Source organism: Massilia niastensis DSM 21313 (genome assembly GCF_000382345.1).
GTDB classification, from domain to species: domain Bacteria; phylum Pseudomonadota; class Gammaproteobacteria; order Burkholderiales; family Burkholderiaceae_D; genus Telluria; species Telluria niastensis.
Window position 1 is genome coordinate 1 of the sequence record NZ_KB908156.1, and the last position, 20,723, is coordinate 20,723.

The 20,723-nt window shown below is 65.5% G+C and carries 19 protein-coding genes and 1 pseudogene; 6 read left to right on the top strand and 14 right to left on the bottom strand.

Annotation, left to right across the window (positions count from 1 at the left end; translation table 11 throughout):
- Positions 1-1,002 (top strand): phosphoenolpyruvate carboxylase (locus H162_RS0127285; protein WP_020656660.1); only part of this gene is annotated, 1,002 nt, incomplete at its 5' end.
- Between the two features lie 301 nt (positions 1,003-1,303).
- Positions 1,304-1,537: a hypothetical protein gene (locus H162_RS34505; protein WP_156885835.1), complete on the top strand. Its 234-nt coding sequence runs from the start codon at positions 1,304-1,306 to the stop codon at positions 1,535-1,537.
- On the opposite strand, the gene H162_RS0127295 is transcribed toward H162_RS34505, so the two are convergent.
- The 3 genes from H162_RS0127295 to H162_RS0127305 are packed head-to-tail and all read right to left on the bottom strand — an operon-like array spanning position 1,527 to position 4,194.
- Positions 1,527-3,005 carry an aldehyde dehydrogenase gene (locus H162_RS0127295; protein ID WP_020656661.1) on the bottom strand — a complete coding sequence of 493 codons (1,479 nt, stop codon included), beginning with the start codon at positions 3,003-3,005 and terminating at the stop codon, positions 1,527-1,529. The two genes, H162_RS34505 and H162_RS0127295, sit on opposite strands and share 11 nt — an antisense overlap.
- 56 nt (positions 3,006-3,061) lie before the next feature.
- Complete coding sequence (locus H162_RS0127300) at positions 3,062-3,658, bottom strand: thiamine pyrophosphate-dependent enzyme (RefSeq protein WP_020656662.1); 597 nt, start codon at positions 3,656-3,658, stop codon at positions 3,062-3,064.
- Entirely contained in the window at positions 3,658-4,194 is a 537-nt protein-coding gene (locus H162_RS0127305; RefSeq protein ID WP_026355168.1) for a thiamine pyrophosphate-binding protein, read from the bottom strand. Before H162_RS0127305 ends, H162_RS0127300 begins: the two co-directional genes overlap by 1 nt.
- Before the next feature lie 119 nt (positions 4,195-4,313).
- On the opposite strand from H162_RS0127305, the gene H162_RS0127310 reads away from it, so the two are divergent.
- From H162_RS0127310 to H162_RS32135, 3 genes are all read left to right on the top strand, one after another.
- Entirely contained in the window at positions 4,314-5,249 is a 936-nt protein-coding gene (locus tag H162_RS0127310) for a LysR family transcriptional regulator (RefSeq protein ID WP_020656664.1), read from the top strand.
- Positions 5,250-5,445: 196 nt separating this feature from the next.
- A complete protein-coding gene (locus H162_RS0127315) occupies positions 5,446-6,411 on the top strand; it encodes a tripartite tricarboxylate transporter substrate binding protein (protein WP_020656665.1) in 966 nt (321 codons plus the stop codon).
- 170 nt (positions 6,412-6,581) lie between these two features.
- Positions 6,582-7,148 carry a gamma carbonic anhydrase family protein gene (locus H162_RS32135; protein WP_020656666.1) on the top strand — a complete coding sequence of 189 codons (567 nt, stop codon included), beginning with the start codon at positions 6,582-6,584 and terminating at the stop codon, positions 7,146-7,148.
- Positions 7,149-7,166: 18 nt separating this feature from the next.
- Here H162_RS32135 and H162_RS0127325 read toward each other — a convergent pair whose 3' ends face one another.
- Positions 7,167-8,018 (bottom strand): LysR substrate-binding domain-containing protein, encoded by an 852-nt coding sequence (locus H162_RS0127325; protein ID WP_026355169.1) that lies wholly within the window; start codon positions 8,016-8,018, stop codon positions 7,167-7,169.
- A gap of 90 nt (positions 8,019-8,108) precedes the next feature.
- Between H162_RS0127325 and H162_RS0127330 the strand changes: the two genes are divergently transcribed.
- Complete coding sequence (locus tag H162_RS0127330) at positions 8,109-8,966, top strand: alpha/beta fold hydrolase (RefSeq protein ID WP_026355170.1); 858 nt, start codon at positions 8,109-8,111, stop codon at positions 8,964-8,966.
- On the opposite strand, the gene H162_RS0127335 is transcribed toward H162_RS0127330, so the two are convergent.
- From H162_RS0127335 to H162_RS35880, 10 genes and pseudogenes are all read right to left on the bottom strand, one after another.
- A complete protein-coding gene (locus tag H162_RS0127335) occupies positions 8,938-10,035 on the bottom strand; it encodes an NADH:flavin oxidoreductase/NADH oxidase (protein ID WP_020656669.1) in 1,098 nt (365 codons plus the stop codon). The two genes, H162_RS0127330 and H162_RS0127335, sit on opposite strands and share 29 nt — an antisense overlap.
- 78 nt (positions 10,036-10,113) lie before the next feature.
- Positions 10,114-11,664: a BCCT family transporter gene (locus tag H162_RS0127340; RefSeq protein WP_156885836.1), complete on the bottom strand. Its 1,551-nt coding sequence runs from the start codon at positions 11,662-11,664 to the stop codon at positions 10,114-10,116.
- Between the two features lie 183 nt (positions 11,665-11,847).
- Positions 11,848-13,071 carry a hypothetical protein gene (locus H162_RS0127345; RefSeq protein WP_084677149.1) on the bottom strand — a complete coding sequence of 408 codons (1,224 nt, stop codon included), beginning with the start codon at positions 13,069-13,071 and terminating at the stop codon, positions 11,848-11,850.
- Between the two features lie 110 nt (positions 13,072-13,181).
- Positions 13,182-14,366 carry an MFS transporter gene (locus H162_RS0127350; protein WP_040788376.1) on the bottom strand — a complete coding sequence of 395 codons (1,185 nt, stop codon included), beginning with the start codon at positions 14,364-14,366 and terminating at the stop codon, positions 13,182-13,184.
- A 42-nt stretch (positions 14,367-14,408) separates the two neighbouring features.
- The gene (locus H162_RS0127355; protein ID WP_020656673.1) at positions 14,409-14,780 is read right to left on the bottom strand and encodes a EutQ-related cupin domain-containing protein; all 372 of its coding nucleotides are present in this window, start codon (positions 14,778-14,780) and stop codon (positions 14,409-14,411) included.
- Complete coding sequence (locus H162_RS0127360; protein WP_020656674.1) at positions 14,777-16,105, bottom strand: NAD(P)/FAD-dependent oxidoreductase; 1,329 nt, start codon at positions 16,103-16,105, stop codon at positions 14,777-14,779. Before H162_RS0127360 ends, H162_RS0127355 begins: the two co-directional genes overlap by 4 nt.
- 10 nt (positions 16,106-16,115) lie before the next feature.
- Positions 16,116-17,498 (bottom strand): FAD-dependent oxidoreductase, encoded by a 1,383-nt coding sequence (locus H162_RS0127365; RefSeq protein WP_020656675.1) that lies wholly within the window; start codon positions 17,496-17,498, stop codon positions 16,116-16,118.
- 11 nt (positions 17,499-17,509) lie between these two features.
- Positions 17,510-18,955: an aldehyde dehydrogenase family protein gene (locus tag H162_RS0127370; protein ID WP_020656676.1), complete on the bottom strand. Its 1,446-nt coding sequence runs from the start codon at positions 18,953-18,955 to the stop codon at positions 17,510-17,512.
- A gap of 9 nt (positions 18,956-18,964) precedes the next feature.
- Entirely contained in the window at positions 18,965-20,167 is a 1,203-nt protein-coding gene (locus tag H162_RS0127375) for an aromatic ring-hydroxylating oxygenase subunit alpha (RefSeq protein WP_020656677.1), read from the bottom strand.
- A gap of 292 nt (positions 20,168-20,459) precedes the next feature.
- A pseudogene (locus H162_RS35880) lies at positions 20,460-20,723 on the bottom strand (IS630 family transposase); the annotation flags it as partial.

The window sequence follows — 20,723 nt, forward strand, 5'->3', positions numbered from 1 at the left end:
ACCTCCGGATGGGAACTGCACAAGGCCGAGATCGAGCTGGTCGAGGTCTTCGAACAGCATGGCGTCAGGCTGCAACTGTTCCATGGCCGCGGCGGTTCGGTCGGACGCGGCGGCGGCCCGAGCTACGAAGCGATCCTGGCGCAGCCGGCCGGTGCGGTGCAGGGCCGGATCCGCCTGACCGAACAGGGTGAAGTCATCACGGCGAAATACGCCAACCCGGAAGTCGGACGCCGCAACCTCGAAGTACTGGTGGCGGCCACGCTGGAGGCGACCCTGCTGTCGCACGACCAGCCGGAGCCCTGCGCGGCCCAAACCGCGGCGATGGAATTCCTGTCCGGCGAAGCGCTGCGCGCCTACCGCTCGCTGGTCTATGACACCGAAGGATTCGAGACCTATTTCTGGGAGTCGACCGTGATTTCCGAGATCGCCGCCCTGAACGTCGGCAGCCGCCCCGCCTCGCGCAAGAAGTCGCGGTCGATCGAGGACCTGCGCGCGATTCCTTGGGTGCTGAGCTGGGCGCAGTGCCGCCTGATGCTGCCGGGCTGGTATGGCTTCGGCACGGCGGTCGAGCGTTTCGTGGCGGAGGCCCCGGCCGAGCGGCTGGCGCTGCTGCGCACCATGTACAAGGAGTGGCCGTTCTTCACCACGCTGCTGTCGAACATGGACATGGTGCTGGCGAAGAGCGATATCGCGATCGCCAGCCGCTATGCGGAACTGGTGAGCGACGAGGCCCTGCGCAACAGCGTGTTCGGCACCATCGGCGCCGAGCACGCGCGCACGGTCGCGGTGCTCAAGCAGATCATCGGCCAGGATGAACTGCTGGACGCCAATCCGCTGATGCAGCGCTCGCTGCGCAACCGCCTGCCCTACATCGACCCGCTGAACCACCTCCAGGTCGAACTGCTGCGGCGCTATCGCGATGGCGCCAACGACGAATCGACGCGCAGTGGGCTGCACATGTCGATCAACGGCGTCGCGGCCGGCCTGAGGAACAGCGGCTGAGGGAAGAGGTACACCGGAGCCGGTGCAAGGCCGGCTACACCTGTCGCAGCAACCATCGCCAGGCCGGGATGCTTGCTGCGCACGCGAGACTGGACAGCAGGATCGCGGAATTCACCAATGGCGTGCCACGCCACCCCGCTCCCGATTACTTGTTCATGTCTCTCTTCTTCGACGTTGGGTGAATGACGGTCATCACAGGTTCGAATTGGATTTATGCTGCTGCGCGTCCGATACTGGATTCAGCACCTCAGCCAAAGGAACCAGGATGAGACCATCTCACCTTTCTGTCGCTGGCGAGAGCTTGCGCATTACTTCGCTGATCACCGGCATTCGACGTTTCTTCGACCTACAGGGTGCAACAGGACCGGATCCCCATCCCTCACCGGCAAGCCAGCCGGATATCATGCAGTTGTACCGGCTTGCCGGCGGCAGGGACTCGGTCGATCCCGCCATCGGCGCGCTGCTGGCCCGATGCGTTCAGGATCAGGGGATGCCATCGAGTTCCAGGACAGGGCGCTCTGGTGTCAGCGAATGACGAAGGGATTCCCGCTGGCCGCTCCGGTGTTGATCCACACGCTCTTGGTCTGCACATATTCATTGACCGCGTCCAGGCCATTTTCGCGGCCGATGCCGGAATCCTTGTATCCGCCGAACGGCGACATGTAGCTCACCGCGCGGTAGGTGTTCACCCATACCGTGCCCGACTGGATGCGTTCGGACATGCGGAAGGCGCGGCCGATATCGCTGGTCCAGACACCGGCGCCCAGCCCGAAGCGCACGTCGTTGGCGATCGCGATCGCCTCTTCCTCGTCCTTGAAGCGGATCACCGACAGGACGGGACCGAATACCTCTTCCTGGGCGATGCGCATGCTGTTGTGCACATCGGTAAACACGGTCGGCTCGACGAACCATCCCTTGCCGCATGCCGGGCGCGTCGCGGCGGCCCCGCCCAGGACCAGCCTTGCGCCATCCGCCAGCGCGATGTCGATGTAGCTCAATACCTTCTCGTACTGGGGCCGGGTCGTGATCGGACCGACCTGGGTGCCCGCCTCCATCGGATCGCCCATGGTCGCGCTGCGGGCCAGCGCCAGCAACTTTTCCACCACGGCGTCATGCACCGAGTCCTGCACCAGCAGGCGCGAACCGGCGATGCAGGTCTGTCCGGACGCGGCGAATATGCCGGAGACGGCGCCGTTGACCGCGCTGGCGATATCCGCATCCTCGAAAATGATGTTGGGCGACTTGCCCCCCAGCTCGAGGCTGACGTGCTTGAACTCGCGCGCCGCCTGGACGTTGATATGACGCCCGGTGGTATCGGACCCCGTGAACGTGATCTTGCGCACCAGCGGGTGCTCGACCAGGGGGCTGCCGACCTCGGCGCCAAAGCCGGTGACCACATTCACCACGCCGGGCGGAAAGCCCACGTCGCCCAGCAACTCCACGAACGCCAGCGTGGACGCCGAGGTAAATTCCGACGGCTTGATGACCACCGTGCAGCCAGCCGCAAGCGCCGGCGCCAGCTTCCACGCCAGCAGCATCAGGGGCGAGTTCCAGGGCGTGATGATGGCCACCACGCCGAGCGGTTCCTGGCGGGTGTAGTTGAAGTAGCCTTTCTTGTCCAGCGGGATGACGCTGCCCTGGAGCTTGTCCGCCAGGCCGCCGTAGTAGTAATACCATTGCGGCAGGTATTGCAGTTGCGCGTGCATTTCGGAATACAGCTTGCCGTTGTCGCGCACTTCGATCGCGGCCAGGCGCGCCGCCTCCGCCGCAATCCGGTCGCCGAGGCGATGCAGCAGCAGGCCGCGCTGGCTCGCCGACATGGCCGGCCACGCCCCCTGGATGAACGCCTGGTGCGCCGCCCGCACCGCCCGGTCGACATCCACCGCGTCGCCGCGCGCAATCTCGGCCCACGGTTCGGCGGTGAAAGGATTGTCGCTGTCGAACCAGCGATCGCTGTTTGGCGGCGTCTGCCGGCCATCGATGAATAGATTGTAGCGTTCCATGAGAGCCTCGTTCCGGGTTGATGGCTGGCTGATGTCGGGCGTGCCGGCGGGAGCGGTCAGAACGGGGCGAAGCCGAGTGCGGCGCGGAACCGGTTCTTCACGAACGAACCATCCCGTGGCGGCAGCACACGCTCCGGTTCGTCGGTCGTGATGAATACCTGCGTGAACGAGGTGCCCTTGCGCGCCAGGACGCGCTCCACGATCTGGCTGAAGCCGCCCTGGGCCGACACCGAGTAGGCGTCCGCGATCCCGGAGCCCTTGGCGACGGCCACCAGGTCGGTGCCCAGGCTCGAGTGGCTGCGTTGCATGCCGGTTTCGCCGAAGTGTCCGTTGTCGAGGACGACGATCGTCAGGTTGGCGGGCTGCTTGACGGCGATCGTCGCCAGGCTGCCGATGCCCATGAGCTGCTCGCCGTCCCCGGTGATCACCACCACCGATTTCCCGGGCTGGGCAAGCGCAAGTCCCAGCCCCAGGGACGTGGCCCCGCCCATCGCACCCCACAGGTAGAAGTTGCCGGGACGGTCGCCGGCGGCAAAGACATCGTACGAGGGCGAGCCCAGGCCGGTCACGACCAAGGCGTCCGGTACCGCGGCCAGCAGGTCGGCGACGAACCGGCGGCGCTCGACGGCCGCCTTGAGGGTAGATTGATGCATTATTTGCGCTCCCATTTTTTACGCCCGATCAGGCTTTGCGACAGCAGTACGGCGACTTGCTCGCCGGCTTCGAACGCGGCATCGAAGCCCGCGCTCACGATTTCTCCCACGTTGTCGGGATCGTCCGCCCGCAGGACCGTGATGCCCATCAGCTCGAGCGCCCCCTGGGTATTCTTTCCCATCGGTCCCTGCCAGGGATTGAACTCGGCATACTCGCCGCGCATGGTCACCAGGGTGAAGAAGGGGAACCCGCAGCTTTTCAGCAACGAAAACATGTTGACGCAATTGCCCACGCCACTGCTCTGCATGAGCAAGGCGGCGCGCTGTCCACCCAGCCACGCGCCGCTGACGACCGCGACGCCCTCTTCCTCGGTCGTCAGCACGATATCGTGGATCTCCGGGTCCGCCTGGGCACAACGGATGACATGGGAGTGCCCGGCGTCGGGCACATACGCCACTTGCCGTACATCGCCGGCCTTGAGGACCTCGAAGATGGCTTCCTGCCACGCGGGCGGCTGCGCCGTTGCTGTATTCATGACATCGATCTCCAAATGTGTGTAAGTGATTCATCATAGGATATGATTCCAACGTATTTAAAATAGAGATTTTTGATGGATATGATGTCAATCCGGCATACATCGGGAGGAGACGTGGGATGGACCTGAAACAGCTGCATGCCCTGCTCGTGGTGGCGGATGTGGGCAGCGTGACGCGCGCCGCCGACATCCTGCACATCGTGCAGCCCGCGGTGTCTCGGCAGTTGCGCCTCCTGGAAGAGGACTTCGGTACGCCCCTGTTCGAGCGCAGCCGCAACGGGATGGCCTTGACCGACGCCGGCCAGATCCTGGTCGACTATGCGCGCCGCGCGATGCATGAACTCGAGCGGGCGCGCGCCGAAATCCAGCCGAGCGCCGGCGCCATCACCGGCATCGTGACCGTCGGCCTGCTGCCGAGCACTTCGGACCTGCTGGCGGGGCCCTTGGTGGCGGCCGTGGCGGCCAGCCACCCGGGCATCCGGCTGCGGCTCCTGACGGGCTACACCGGCCACCTGCAGGAATGGATGGAAGCAGGCGAAGTCGACGCCGCCCTGCTCTACGACCCGAAGCCGTCACCGGCCCTGCAGGTCACGCCCCTGCTGCAGGAGCGCTTATGGCTCGTCGGCCCCGCCGACGCCGGCCTGCGCGCCGACCGCCCGGTCGAACTCGCCGACTTCGCCGGCCAGCCCCTGGTGCTCCCCAGCGCGCCGCATGGCTTGCGCTCGGTGGTGGAACATGCCTGTTCCATCGCAGGGATCACGCTGTCGATCGTGGCCGAGACCAATTCCATGGCGATCCAGCGCAGCCTGGTCATGGGCGGCCATGGCTACACGATCCTGCCCAGCATTGCAGTGGTGGACGACGTCGGGCGCGGCCTGGTGAGTGCGGCGCCGCTGACCGGATCCGATCTGCAACGAAAGATCGTGCTGGCCTTGCCAGGCAGCCGCCGTATTTCCGCAGCGGTGCGCTGGGTGGTCGGCGCGCTGGAACATGAGATGAAAGACGCCGTCGCGCGCGGCGATTGGCGCGAAGCGCAATGGATCCCGGAGCAGTAGAGATCCACAAGCAGACCGCCCTGGACGCGCACGCCAGAGGCGCTGGGGCGACCTGTCCTCGGTTTCCTGCCCGATCCATCTCGATTGTTGATGAATACATCAAAAATGGTTATTTCCTTACGAGTGCCATGAAATTCTATGATGGTCTTGTCGGTTTCAACGACATACCCAAAAGCAGAATTCAAGGAGACGCCAAGTGAAACAATGGATCATCGGGCTGGTCGGCAGCCTTTGCATCAGCCAACTCGCGCATGCGGATGCCCCCTATCCGGACCGGCCCATTACCCTGGTGGTTGGATTCGCTGCCGGAGGAAGCACCGACGTGGTGGCCCGCATCATCGCCCAGCGGGCGTCGGAGATACTCGGCAAACCGATCATCGTCGAGAACAAGACCGGCGCGGGCGGCATCATTGCGACCGATTTCGTGGCGAAGAGCCGCCCCGACGGCTACACGCTGCTGTTCGGCACCAGCGCCTACGCCATCACCGCGACACTGAGCAAGAAGTTGCCGTATGACCCAGCCAAGGCCCTGGAGCCGGTGTCCATGGTTGCCGAGGTCCCGATCGTACTGGCGGTGAATCCTGCGGTGAAGGCGGCCTCGGCGCGCGAGCTTGTCTCCCTGATCAAGGCAAATCCCGGCAAGCTGCATTATGGATCGGCGGGCAATGGCAGCGCCTTGCACATGGCGGTCGAGTTGCTGGCATACCAGGAGAAGCTGAGCGCCGTGCACGTGCCTTACCGTGGCGCCGCGCCCGCACTGCAGGCCGTGATGGCGGGCGACGTGGAGTTCGTCGCCGACGCCGTCTCGACGATCGCTTCGGCCGCCAGGACGGGCAAGGTCAAGGCCCTGGCGGTGACCGGCCCACGCCGCTCGAGCGTGTTGCCGGACCTGCCGACGATGCAGGAAGCCGGCCTTCCCAATTACCAGACCGCGCTGTGGAACATGGTGATGGTTCCGAGCGGCACCCCGCCGGCCCTGGTGACGAAACTGCAGGCCGTCCTCCAGCAAGCCTTGCAGACCCCCGCGACACGGGAGCGCCTCGCCAAGCTGGGTGTCGAGCCGGCCGACAACACGACCCCTGCCCATGCCAAGGCGTTCCTGCAGCAAGAAGTGCTCCGCTGGAAAGAGGTGATCCAGGCGGGCCATATCGAGCCTGACTGACGGACCGGGGCCGGCCATGGGGCGACGATGGGCCGGTACGCCGCTCGCATGTCGGGCAGATGCAGCGGTCGCCGCTTGCAGCGCCAATATTCAGTAGACTACACGGCGCGGCCGGCGCTTTTCCCGGCTGGCTGCACGATATCCCGACAACCCCGATCCGGAGCCCCGTAATGCCCCTCACCAGCTATCTCGATTTCCATCCCACCGTCGGCACGCGCGCCTACCTGCACGAATCGGCCCAGATCATCGGCGACGTGCGCATCGGCGACGACAGTTCGGTCTGGTGCAATGCCGTGCTGCGGGGCGATGTGAACCACATCCATATCGGGCGCTGCACGAATATCCAGGATTTCACGATGGGCCACGTCTCGCACAAGCACGAGAAGAATCCGCTCGGGGTCCCGCTGATCATCGGCGATTACGTGACGATCGGCCATTCGGTGATCCTGCATGGCTGCACCATCGGCAACGAGTGCCTGATCGGCATGGGCTCGATCCTGATGGACGAGGTGACCGTCGGCGCCAATGTGATGGTCGGCGCCGGCAGCCTGGTTTCGCCGGGCAAGGTACTGGAAAGCGGTCATCTGTACGTGGGGCGGCCGGCCAGGAAGGTGCGGGCCTTGACGGCGGAAGAGATCGCCTATCTGCGCTATTCGGCCGAGCATTATGTGCGGGTCAAGGACAATTACCTGAGGCCGGCGCCGGCGGTTTCCGGGACCAAGGCGCACGAGGACTGAGCTGCCCGCTCCATCTTGCTAGCGCCGCAGCTCCGACATGATCTTTTCGGCGAGGAAGTCACATGGCGCGCGCTTCGACTTGGCGCTGCGGGCGAGGATCACCTCCAGGGCGTCGATCTCGGGCAAGCCCTGCGCAAGGCCCAGCGAGCTGAGGTGGGCGGGAACCGCGCACCGCGCGAGCGGCGCCACCGCCAGCCCTGCTTCGACCATGCTGAGCAATCCCATCAGGCTTGGGCTTTCATACGAGGTCCGGTAAGTGATCTTCGCGCGCTCGAGACTGCGGATCGCGTTTTCCCGCGCCACGCTGCCGGGCAGGAAGACGGCGATCGGCAGCGGCCTCTCGCGCCAGATCTCATGCGCACTTGGTGAGGCGGCCCAGACCATCGGTTCGAAACGGATGAACTCTCCCGACAGGCCTTTGACGCGCGTCGCGCACACCAGGTCGACCGATCCATCCTTGACCATGGGGGCGAGCGACACGCTCGGCAGCCCGACCACCTGGATCTCGACCTTCGGATAGGTGGCAGAGAATTTCTTGAGGATCGAGGGGAGCAGCGAGGACGCATAGTCGTCGGGCACGCCGATCACGACCCGGCCGGTAATGTCGGGCCGCACCACCGCGGCCCATGCCTCATCGCGCAGCGCGAGCATGCGCCGCGCGAAGGTCAGCAGGACCTCGCCGTCCTGCGTCGGCGTGACGCTTCGCGGCCCGCGCACGAACAGCGGCTTCCCGAGTGCGGTCTCCAGCGTCTTGATCTGCATGCTCACCGCCGACTGCGAACGATGGACGACTTCCGCCGCACGGCTGATGTTGCCGGTGTCGGCGACCGCCACGATCATGGTCATCACGTCGAGATCGAGTGCTTTCATTGGCATCAGATTATTAGATAGTTACGTTCAATATTATGCGATTTTCTTAGAGAACGCCATCGTGCATAGTAGTTGCAAAGGAGCCCAATCATGAACGCACGAATCGATCCCTCAGTCATCGCAGTCCCTGACGTGTACTTTGCCACCCTTCCATCAGGCATCCGCGTGCCCTACGTGGTTCGTGGTGCGGGCGAGCCGCTGGTGTTCGTTCATGGATCGCTGTGCGACTACCGCTACTGGGACAGCCAGGCCAGCGCCCTGTCGCAGGACTTCCTCTGCATCTCCGTCAGCCTGAGCCACTACTGGCCGGTCGACGATGCCTGCGCACCGGGAGAGTTCAGCTGGAAGGCGCACGTCGAACAAGTTGCCGAGTTCATCGCCGCCATGCACCTCGGGCCGGTGCACCTGGTGGGACATTCCCGCGGCGGATGCGTCGCCTTCCAGCTGGCGCGCGCGTATCCCGACCTGGTCAAGTCCTTGACGCTCGCCGATCCGGGCGGACCCCTGCACATCGACGGGACGGCGCAGGCAGCGGTACCGGCGGCGACCACGGCCCTGCGCGCCAGGGTGGCCGACCTGATCGAAGGCGGCGAGCTCGATGCCGGCCTGGAGATGTTCGTCGACTCGGTCAGCATGCCCGGCATCTGGCGCAAGAGCCCTGCCGCGTTCCGCACCATGGCGATCGACAATGCGGCCACCTTGCCCAAGCAGTTTCGCGATCCGATGCCGGCCTATACACGCGCCGGAGCGGGCGATGTGGCATGCAGGACCCTGCTGATCGCGGGCGAAAAAAGCCCGCGCATGTATCGCCACAATGTGGACAAGCTTGGCGACTGGATCGGGCTCGCGGAAAAGCGCTCCATTGCGGGCGCGTCGCATGGGATGAACGTGACGCACCCGGCGGCATTCAACCGGCTGATCAGGGCATTCGTGGATACAAGTGCCTGAACTCGCGCGGCGAGCGCCAATACTGGCGGGGGGCTTGCACGTGCGCACCTAGTGCCACGGCCGCAAGCCAGGGCCAGCGCGGGTTGAACACGATTGCCCGCGCCAGCGCAACCACGTCGGCTTTGCCGCTTGCGACGATCTCCTCGGCTTGCTGCGCTTGCGTGATCATCCCTACCGCAATGGTCGGCATGCCGGTTTCGTCCTTGATCCGCTGTGCAAACGGCACCTGGTAACCGGGTGCGACGGTGATCTGCTGCTGCGCAGCGAGGCCGCCGCTCGACACGTGAATGAAATCCGAGCCTGCACGCCGAAGCGCGCGTGCAAACGCCACGCTTTGCTCCAGATCCCAGCCGCCATCGGCCCAATCGGTGGCCGAGATGCGGATGCCGACCGCGACCGTGCCGGGCGCCGCTTCGCGCACGGCCTTGAACACCTCGAGAGGAAAGCGCATGCGGTTCTCGAGTGAACCGCCGTAGCTGTCGGTGCGCTGGTTGGAGAGTGGCGACAGGAACTGATGAAGCAGGTAGCCATGCGCAGCGTGCACTTCGATCGCGTCGAATCCGAGTGCAGCGCTACGCCGCGCCGCATCGACGAAGTCGTCCAGCACCTTGCGCAAACCCGCTGCATCGAGTTCCACCGGCACGGTGTCGCCAGGCGCATACGGCTGTGCCGACGGACCGACGGTCTGCCATCCGCCGGCGCTCAATGGAATATTCATGCCGCCCTCCCAGGGGACCCGCGAGGAAGCCTTGCGGCCGGCATGGGCAAGCTGGATGGCCAGCCTGATCGGCGAATGGCGGCGCACGGAGGCGACGACCGGCGCCAGCGCCGCGGCGTGCTCGTCCCCCCAGATTCCCAGGTCACGGGAAGAGATGCGCCCTTCCGGCGACACGGCCGTCGCTTCCAGCGTCAGCATGGCGGCCCCGGACAAGGCCAGGTGGCCCAGGTGGATCAGGTGCCAGTCGTTGGCCAGGCCATGCTCCGAGGAGTACTGGCACATCGGCGCAATCGTGATGCGATTTTCCAGTGTCAGCGGTCCAAGCGCAACAGGCGAGAACAAGGTGCTCATCGATGTCTCCAGCGGGAATTTTCGTGGTCGCGGCGGCTGCCGACGCGCTCACCCTGAGCCCGTCGGCAGCCGTCAACACTACCTGGGCTCTTTCACGACCGCCTTGATGAAACCGGCCATCAGGACAAGGAGCAGCGCCAGGAATGGCGGTCCCATCGCGATGGCGCCGGCCTCGATGGCTTTCAGGGCGGCGTCATTGCCGACAACGAAAAGAATAATCGTCACCAGGGCGATCATGAGCAGCCAGATGACCTGCTGGATCGCGGGTGTGTTCGGATTGCCGCCGGCCGCCAGGTTGTCGACGACGATGGCTGCCGAATTGACCGCCGTGACCATGAAGATCACCAGCAGCAGGACCACGGCGATCGAGGTGAAGGTGGCAAAGGGCAGCGTTTCGAGGAAGCGGAAAATCGCGGTGTCCACATTGCCGAGCCCATCGGCGAATGCACCGGAGCCGGACATGAGGCTGCCAATGGCGCCGCGGCCAAATGCGGTGAACCACAGTATCGACACGACGGTAGGCGCCAGCATCACGCCCCAGACCATCTGGCGCAGGGTGCGGCCCCTGGAAACACGCGCGACGAATACCCCGACCAGCGGCGCCCAGGTGCACCACCACGCCCAATAGAATACCGTCCAGCCGTGCATCCACTCCTGGTCCGTCCGGCCGAAGGAGTTACTCAAAGGCAGGAAGTAGGTGGCGAAATCGCCGACCGTCGTCACGGCATTCGACACGAAGGCTGCCACGCCCACACCACCGGCCACAGCCAGGAATAGGGCCAGCGCAATCAGCATATTGATGTTGCTGAGCCGCTCGACGCCATTGTGCATGCCGCGCAACAGGGTAATCGCAGCCAGCACGACGACCACGCCGATGAACAGCATCTGGTAACTGAAGGCATTCGGGATGTCCAGCACGTATGTGATGCCGGCTGTCGCCTGCAGCGCCGCAAGGCCGATGGAGGTGGCGTGGCCGAAGACCGTCAACACGACCGTGAAGACGTCGACGGCATGGCCCACCGTGCCTGCATGTGCCTTGCCGATGAAGGGCTGCAGCCCGGAACTCAGGGAAAAAGGCAGGCCCTTGTTGTAGGCGAAGTAGCCCACCACGACCGCCGTCGTCAGGTAAATCGCCCAGGGGTGGAAGCTCCAGTGGAAAATGGTCGCCCCCATCGCCGCATGCGCCGCCTCGGGCGTATTCTTCGCAACGTCGAGCGGCGTCTTGAACCATGCGGTGTAATGCGCGACCGGTTCCGCCACGCCCCAGTACAACAGGCCGACGCCCATGCCGGCGGCAAACATGATGCAAAACCAGGAGACGGTGCTGAATTCCGGCTTCGCCGCTTTGCCCCCGAGCCGGATTTTTCCGTAAGGCGAGATCGCCAGCACGACGCAGAACAGCACCATGAGATTCGCGGCCACCATCATGAATCCGTCGAAGTGCTTGAGGCTGGATATTTTGAGCTCTTCCAGCAGGCGGCTGGCGGCCGGAGGGTCGACCAGGGCGCCAAGGATCATGATTGCCATGATCAGCATTGAAGCCGGGAAAATCACCCGGTGGAAGTTCAGTCTGAAGATTCGGATGTTCACGTCCGGGCGCAGCGGAACGCCAGTAGCAACTGGTTCCATATTGTCTCCTCATGTTATGCATATTAACGAATCGTGGAGCCTGGCCGTCTTGTTGCGGTCCTCCGGTCTCCATCGACATCTATCTTCAACTCGGCTGAAGCAGCCAACAACCGATTTAAATTCGCTGATTAATCAGTTTTTCTCATGAATATGGGCAGGCTCGGGCTGCCTGTCGCCAGCCCGCTAAAAGTAGAAGCCCGCTTGCAGGTTGACCCGGCGGGACAACTTGTCGTGTGCGCCGGACGCCGACGCCAGTCCGCCGAAATCCGGTGACATGTAGGGATGGTGTTTTCCCAGCATAAAATCGGCATAGAAATGCCATTTCCCCGCCGAGAACGAAAGACCGGTCACGTTCTGTATGGAACGCCGGTAGTTTCCGACCCGCTTGTGCAAGGCGCTGTAGTCGTTGTAGATCTTGAAGCCGCTGAACGGACCAAGGCTGCCTGCGATGTCATGGCTGACGTTGGCAATGAAAATGTCGCCTTTGGCGGCCAGCGGATACGGATAGCCGAAGCCGCCCACCATCACGAAGCTGTTGGCATCGAGACCGCCGTAGGTCTGGGTCGCGTCGTGACTGGTCCGGTAGCGATATCGCAGCGCCTGCAGCATCAGGGTGAACGGACCCGCGGCGCCCCGGTAGTGGACAGCCAGGGCATTGCGCCTGGTGGTGTCGCCGGATCCATTGCGGAGCTCGCCGCTCAGCACCGACATGCCGACTTCCTGCCTGGCCTTCTCGTCGGGATGCCATGCCAGCCGGGCGACCAGGGTATTGCGTTCACGGTCGTCCTGCCCCGTCCCGTAGCCTTGCTCGTCGTCGTCCGGGACGATATTGTAGGAGTAGCGGTTCGATGCCTTCGCCGTATTGTCGCTGCCGCCATAGTAGCCGCCGTCGCGCGGGAAGAAACCGAGCTGCCATTCGAGCCTGCCGGGCCGGCTGGCATACGTGATGCCCGCGTCGTACTTGTCCTCGAAGCCGGCATAGAAGGCGATGGACTCGTAGAAATTATTCGACGCAAATGGCAGCAGCCCGAAAGGCATCTTGTCCAGTCCGACATGGATGCTGCTCTTGTCGGCAAAGCGCACTCCCGCCCATCCGTGATGCAGGAAGTGCTGCGAGTAGTCGCCCTGCCCTTTCGGGAACCGGTTGTAGCGGTACTGGGCCGAGGCGATGCGGGTGCCGTCATCGTACCGAAGGTCGAGGCGCGCGGTATCCAGTCCGACGAAACCGTTCGGATGATCGGGCTGCCAGCTCTTGTACACATAGTTGAACCGGACCGCGCCGCCGATACTGAGCGGAGATGCGGCTTCTTCAGCGAATACCGGGCAGCACACCAGTGCGCTTGCCCCCAGGATCGCTGCCCGGCATAGATTCGCAGGCGAACGAACGCCTGTCGCCATTTGCTTCATGTTGTCTCCCTTGATTTTTTATATAGTGGCCATGGCCGGCCAGGCTACTTCGATCGATCAGTTTTTTTCATGCATGAGATGAAACCTCCCTGGTCCGGATCACGCGGGGTTCAGCGGCCTTGCGCGTCGAGCATGGGTGTCTCGTGCACGGCTGCGGGCGCCGCGGCGGAACGGTCTTTGCCGATGGCCAGCGCCAGCACGACGGCGCAGGCGCCGAAGAAGTAGTACAGGCTCGACGCGTCCGTCTGTCCCATCCACGCACCCGCGATCAGCGGACCGATACACGAGCCAACCCCGAAGGTGGTCAGCAGCACGCCGGCCAGTGCGACACGCAAGCCGGGTTCGACCTGCTGGTTGGCGAATGCCGCACCCAGCGGGTACAGGCAGAATTGCAGTGCGCCGATGCAGAAGGCGAACAGCAGCAGCGCAGGCGCCGATAGCCCGCCGCTCATGCCCAGGGCAACGCAGACCAGCGCCAGCGACATCGCGATGCCGCGTATCAGGGTGGCGTGCGGCAGCCGGTCGGAGAGCAGACCCAGGGGAAACTGGGCGAGCAGCCCGGCGACGATCGGCATCGCCAGGAAGATGCCGGCCTCGCCCGGACTCATTCCCTGCTGCCTGGCATAGAGGGGCCCCAGCCCGAAGAAGCTGGCGTTGATCATTCCCGACACCAGGACGGTCATCAGCGGCCGCGGCACGCGGCGCAGGATCGGCCCCAGGGCGGCGCCTGCCTGCCGCTGCAAGGCCGGCTGGGGGATCCGGGTCATGACCACCGGGACCAGGCACAAGGCGAACGCCATCGCCACGACGGCCAGGGCGTGGCCGTGCATGCCCTCGCCGGCCGCGAGGCCGAGCTGGCCGAGCATCATGCCGACATAGGTGGCGATCATGTAGACCGCCAGCACCCGGCCGCGCTCCCGGCCGCCCGCCCGTTCGTTCAGCCAGCTTTCGAGCACCATCAGCTGCGCCATCATGGCCATGCCGGCCAGGGCGCGCAGGACCAGCCAGAACGGCATGGCGGCGCTCAGTTCATGGGCCAGGACGGCGGCGGCGATCACGGCGGCGCTGGCCGCATACGCCCGCACATGCCCGACCCGCCCGATCAGCGCGCGGCCGGCGCTGCCGCCGACCGCCATGCCGAGCGCATTGGCGGCCATCAGTGCGCCGACCCAGAACCCGGATGCGCCGTTCGCGTCCAGGCGCAGGGCCAGGTAGGAGATCAGCAGCGTGGCGCCGAGCTGCATCAGCAGGGTTGCCAGGTAGAGCGCGCCGAAGGTCTTGCCGATACCCAGCATGGTCACGCCCCCTGCCCCGGCCCGGCGCCGCCGGCGAGGCGTTCATGCCAGGCCATGCGCTTCCTTCCAGCTGGCCGGACGCACCACGTAGCCGAACAGCGCGTGTCCGCCATACACCAGTTCCGTGCCTTCGGGTATCCACATCAATTGACCCGGTGTGATGCGGTAGGGCCGGCCGTCGGCCTGCAGTTCGAGGCAGCCTTCGATAACGAAGATGAGCTCGTCGTACAGGACGGTCCACGCGACCTGCGCCCCCTCCCAGCGCGCGAAGCCGATGCCGATGTGTGGCGAGACTTCATCGGTGACGGCGCGCGCGACCCAGGCCTCGCCCGGAGGCCCGCCGCGCTGCGTGTAGTCGAGCAGGGCGTGATCGACCTGCAGGACCGGCTGCTTGCCGGACTTGCCCGGGCTCATAGCTCGCTCCTGCTCGACCAGGCGGCCAGGCGGATGCGCGAGCGCACGCCGAGGCCGAGGAAGGGTTCCGGCGGATTGCGCGACGGCATACCGGTCACCGCCCGGATATCGTGCAGCTGCTGCGAATCGGCGCCGACCGCCATATCGGCCATCAGGGTGCCGGAGATCGTGCCCCATGCCGCGCCGACGCCGTTGTCGCAGGCGGTCGCATACACGCCATCCTCGAGCTCCCCGAAGAAATTGGTGAAGTTGCGCGAGATTGCATACACCCCGCCCCAGGTATGACTGAACGGCACCTCCGCGAGTTGCGGGAAGCGCGCCAGGAACGCCGCGCGGTGACTGGCGCGCACCTTCTGGCGCATCCCGTCGCTGGTGCTGCGCCCGTACTTGGGCACATGCTTGTAGGTGTTACGGATGATCAGGCGGCGGTCCTGGGTCATGCGCACCGTCGTGCCCGCATGGTCGGCCGGCGTCAGGCCCCAGTCCAGCTGTCCGCCGTAGCGCGCGAGCTCCGCATCGGTCAGCGGGCGCGTCCAGCTGGCGAAGGTCATCACCGGCAGGAGCCGGTTGCGCAGGTAGCCGAATTCCTGGGTGAAGATGCTGGCGCCCAGCAGCAGCTTGCGGGCGTGGACGGTGCCCGCGTCGCCCCGCAGGATCCAGCCGCCCTGCCCGTCGCGCTCCAGGCCGCGGATGGGCGATTCTTCCAGCAGCTCGACGTTGGCGGGCAGCGAGCGCGCCAGTCCGGTGACCAGCGCCGCCGGCTGCATCAGGTAGCAACCCGGTGTATGGATGGCCCGGCTGTAATGCCCGCTGCCGAGCACCGTGGCCAGCTCCTTGCGCTCGACCCAGCGGAAGGGTTCGCCCAGCTCGGCCAGCAGGCGCTCGAAATGGTCGAGGTAAGCCTGGCCGCGCGGCCCCACCGCTCCCTGGAACTTGCCGGCGTGCGACCACTGGCAATCGATGCGATGGCGCTCGATCAGGTGCTGCAGCTGCGCGATGGCGGCGCGGTTGAGCCGCAGCAGGCGCTGCTTGTGGGCCGGATCGGGATGCCCGAGTGCGAACTTGTGCGGCAGGTCGATCACGAAGCCGGAGTTGCGCCCGGAGGCGCCGAAACCGACGCGCTGGGCGTCGACCAGCAGGATGCGTGCTTCGGGCATGTGCTCGGCCAGCCGGCGTGCCGCCGCCAGGCCGGCAAAGCCGGCGCCGATCACGGCATAATCGGCCTGCTGCCTGCCCTGCAGGCGCTTGGCATCGGGGCGGGAGGCCAGCGCGGCATACCAGCCGCAGCCGGAATCGTCGTGCGGCAGATTGATGTGCTTGTTCATGGTTGGTCTTTCAGGCCACAGCGCGTTGATCGGGTTGGCAGGATTGCAGCCAGGCGCTGCGCCGGGCCTGCGCTTCGTGTCCGAGCAGGACAAAACCGCACAAGGTCCCGCGCGCATCGTAGAAGCCGGCGCTCAACCCATCGCCGGTGGGCGTGCAGCGCCATGCTCCGGCCAGTCCAGGGGCGGGCGCCAGCAGGCAGACCGGCAGCGCCGGGGTCTTCACCGACACCGGCATCAAGGGATAGTTCACCGCGCTCGCTTGGCCCAGCAGGGTGCGGGCCAGGGCCTGGATGCCCTGGTTGATCGGCGCCAGGTACGGCAGGACCTGGCCATCGATCTCGATGCAGTCGCCGAGAGCGAAGATGCCGGGCTGCGAAGTCTGCAGCTGCGCATCCACCTGGATGCCGCATCCGGTCGCGATCCCGGCGCTCCTGGCCAGCGCCAGGTCGGGACGCAAGCCGATGGCCGACAGGACCAGGTCGGCGTCGAGCTGGCGGCCGTCGGCCAGGCTCAGGCGGTAGCCGCGGTCCGCGTCGTCGATGCGCAGCAAGGTATTGTTCAGGTGCCACTGGACGCCAAGGTCCGACAGCGCCGCCTGCAGCCGGTGTCCGGCCTCGGCCGGCAACAGCCGCGCCATCGGCCACTGGCCCATCCCGATGACGCTCACCTCGAACCCGCTGCCGGCCAGGTCGTTGGCGAACTCGCACCCGATCAGCCCATCGCCCAGGATGGCGATCCGGCGTTGTCCTTCCAGCCGCTCGCGGAAGCGCCCGTAGCCGGCCAGGTCGTTCACGCTGACGACGGCATCCTGGGCCCCTTCGATCGCCGGGCGCACCGGCTGGGCGCCGCAGGCGAGCACCAGCTGGCCGTACTCCATCTCGCCCAGGGAGGTGTGCAGGCGGCGCGCCTGGCTGTCGATCCGCTCGACACGGCAATGCGGATACACGCGTATGCCCAGGCGGCGCTCGACCGCCAGCGGCGACTCGCCCGCCATCGCGGCGGCGGTCCTGCCTTGCGCCAGGCCGATCGACAGCGCCGGCTTCGAATACAGGAAGCCGGCGTCCTGGGTCAGCACGCGGATCTCGACCTTCGGGTCGCTCTTGCGCAGCGCCGCGGCCAGGCCGTAGCCGGCATGGCCGCTGCCGACGATGACGATCGGCTGGCGCGGCAGCGCGGCGGGCACCGGCCGCTGCGCCAGCGGCGCAGGCGTCACCGCCGTCACCGGCGCCTTGATCTCCAACATCTCGAAGTCGCCCTTGCCGACCTTGCAGTCGGGGCAGACCCAGTCGGCGGGCACGTCTTCCCAGCGCGTGCCGGGCGCGATGCCGTCCTCGGGCCAGCCCGCGGCCTCATCGTAGACCAGGCCGCATACGATACAGAGCCATGTTTTCATGATCACCTCCCTCATTCGCCGGCAACGCGAATGCCCACGTTCTTGGTGCGCACATAGCTGTACAGCGCTTCCTGTCCTTTTTCACGGCCGAAGCCGGACAGTCCAATGCCGCCGAAGGGCGTCTCGATGCCGCCCGCATACCATTCGTTGACGAACACCTGGCCGGCCCTCAGGCGTCGCGCGCAGCGCATGGCGCGGCTGATGTCCTGGGTGAAGACCCCCGCCACCAGGCCGAATTCGGTGCCGTTGGCGATCGCCAGCGCCTCTTCCTCGGTATCGAAAGGGATCACCGCCAGGACCGGTCCGAACACTTCTTCCTGGGCGATGTTCATCGTCGGCGCGACGTCGCGGAACACGGTCGGCTGCATGAAGTAGCCGGCGCGGTCGGCAAATGCCGCGCCGCCGGTCGCGAGCCGTGCGCCCTCCTCGACCGCGCGCCGGCACATCGCTTCGATGCCGTCCAGCTGCCTGGCGCTGATCACCGGCGTCAGGTCCGGATCGGCATGGCCGGGGCCGACGCCCAGGCCTTCCGCCAGTCCGACCACGGCATCGACCACCTCCTCGTAGATCTCGCGCTGCACCAGCAGGCGCGACATGGCGGAACAGACCTGTCCGGCGTTGAAGAAGATGCCGCTCTTGACACTGTCCAGCAACTGCTTGCGGTCGGCGTCCGCGAACACCAGGGCCGCGGATTTGCCGCCCAGTTCCATGACGCTGGGGATGGCGCGCTCCGCCGCATTGCGCAGGATGGCCTGTCCGGTCGGCACCGAACCGGTGAACACGATCTGGTCGACGTGGCGATGGCTCACCAGGTGGCTGCCGATCTCGCGCCCCGGGCCGCACAGCAGGTTCACCGCGCCCCTGGGCAGTCCAGCCTTTTCGATGGCCTGGAACAGCACGCACATGCCCAGCGGCGACAACTCGGGCGACTTGACCACCACCGCGTTACCGGCGGCCAGCGCCGGCGCCAGCGAGCGTGCGCAGATCGAGACCGGGAAGTTCCACGGCACGATCTGGGCCGACACGCCCATCGGATCGTAGACCGTGAAATCCATGTAGCCGTGACCGAGCGGGATCGAGGTCCCCTCGATCTTGTCGGCCAGGCCGGCGTAGTATTCGAAGTAACGCGCCGCTTCGACGAACTCGTCCCTGGCGTCGCGCAGGCTCTTGCCGTTTTCCTGGCACAGGACCCAGGCGCCCATGTCGGCCACGGCGCGGATTTCCTCGGCGATGCGCAGCATCCAGGTGACGCGCTGCGCCGGGCGGGCGCGGGTCAGGTCGGCGCGGTCGGCGCAGCGGCGCGCGGCCGCCAGGGCCTGCTCGGCATCCGCGATGCCGGCCTCGGCGACGGTGGCCAGCGGCGCGCCGGTCGCCGGATTGTTCACGGTCAGGCAGCGCGCGCTGTCGCACCATTCGCCGTCGATGTAATTGAGCCAGTGCGGCTTGATCTCGAACATGGCGGCTCCTTACTCCGACGCTTCGGCGGACCTGGCGACGGCCAGCAGCTGGCGCGCGCCCCACTGGTGGAAATAATGGGTCGGGACATCCATCTCCGGCGAGAACGCGCCGCCCTGGTAACCCGGCGAAGCGCGTCCCTTCTGCATGCCCTCGACCGAGGCGACATCCTCCTGGAACACCAGGCGCCACGCTTCGAGGACCGCGCTGCGGCAGGCGGCGTAGTCGTCGCGCACCGCTTCGTCGCCCACGTAGAACAGGCGCAGGTGCTCGATCGTCTTGCCGGGTGCAATCGGCTGCAGCTGCATGGCGAAGGCGTGATCGGCCTGGATGCCCAGCAGGACATTGGGAAAGAAGGCGACGTACTCGGCGTTACGCAGGCGGTCCTGCGGCCAGCTCGGGAAGGTCGGCAGGTTGGTGCCGGCCGTTTCCGACAGCTTGTAGGCATAGCTGCCCTGGCCGGCGAAATGCTCGGCGAACTGGATGTTGTAGTGGTCTTCCAGGCGCGAATAGGTATTCAGGGCCGGGTGCACCCATGGCAGGTGGTAAGCCTCGCAGTAATTTTCGACCGCCAGCTTCCAGTTGCAGTTCACCTCGAGCGTGCTGGCGTCGCCGCTGGCGTTGCGGCGCAGCAGGCTCATGCCGTCCTCGCCGAGGAACTGGGTCCAACGCTCGGTCAGCGGAGCCAGCATCTGTTCCAGCGGCGCCGCATCGCCGGACAGGTTGACGAACACCATGTCCATCCAGATCGCGCTGCGGATCGGCTTCAGGCCGTGCTTTTCGCAGGCGAAACGTTCGTCCTTGTGCTGGTTGATGCCGCCAATATGCGGCGTGCCCTTGAGCGCGCCGTTCAGGTCGTAGGTCCAGGAGTGGTACGGGCAGCGGATCACGCCCTGCACCTCGCCCGGCGCTTCGACCAGTTTCATGCCGCGGTGGCTGCAGACATTGTGGAACACCTGGACCAGTCCCTCGCGGTTGCGCATCAGCAGCAGCGGCAGTCCCATGAACTCGACCGGATTGACCGTGCCGTTCTTCTGCAGGTCGCTGGCAAAACCGACACAGGCCCAGGTCTTTCCCATCACCTGGTCGCGCTCGAGCTCGAAATACGCCTGGTCGGTGTAGAACTCATTCCCGAGGCCGCTGGCCTGGTGAATCGGGCGCAGCACGCTTTCGAGCTGGCGGATGGGGATATGTCGGGAAGTGGTCTTGCTCATGGTCGATCTCCTTTGTGGTTGCCCAATCGGTGATGATTGGCGGGCTCGCCGGCCCGGATACGGTGCAGCTAGTGTCGGGCGAGAGCGGGGAGATGGACAAACGACTTTTCCAGCAGGATTTATGAGGTTTTGTAATGCATAGGGATGCGAGAAGCCGGCGGCGGCGCTCGGCGCCAGCCACGACTTGCATGAGACGGAACCAGGCGGCCCCGAGGAGGAGATCTCGACTTGGTACGTCTAACAAACCACATACTTGCCTTAGGAGCAACAAGCGACGTAGACTAGTACAGCATCACACTTCGATTTTCGGATACAGGTGCTTGAGTTTGATCCGGGCGTCTGCAGTACGGAATTGCCAGTCGATACCGGTCTGGCGTAGGTTGCGGCGACTGGCCCATTGTCGAGCCAACTGGTCCACGGCATCGACCTCATCGATATGGTGTCCGAGACATTGCCGCGTAGCGGCGCTCAGTTCCGATTCGGCCATGTTGAGCCAACTGCCATGCTTGGGAGTGTGGATCAACTCCAGCCTCCTCATCAGGCGTAGCGCCTCGGC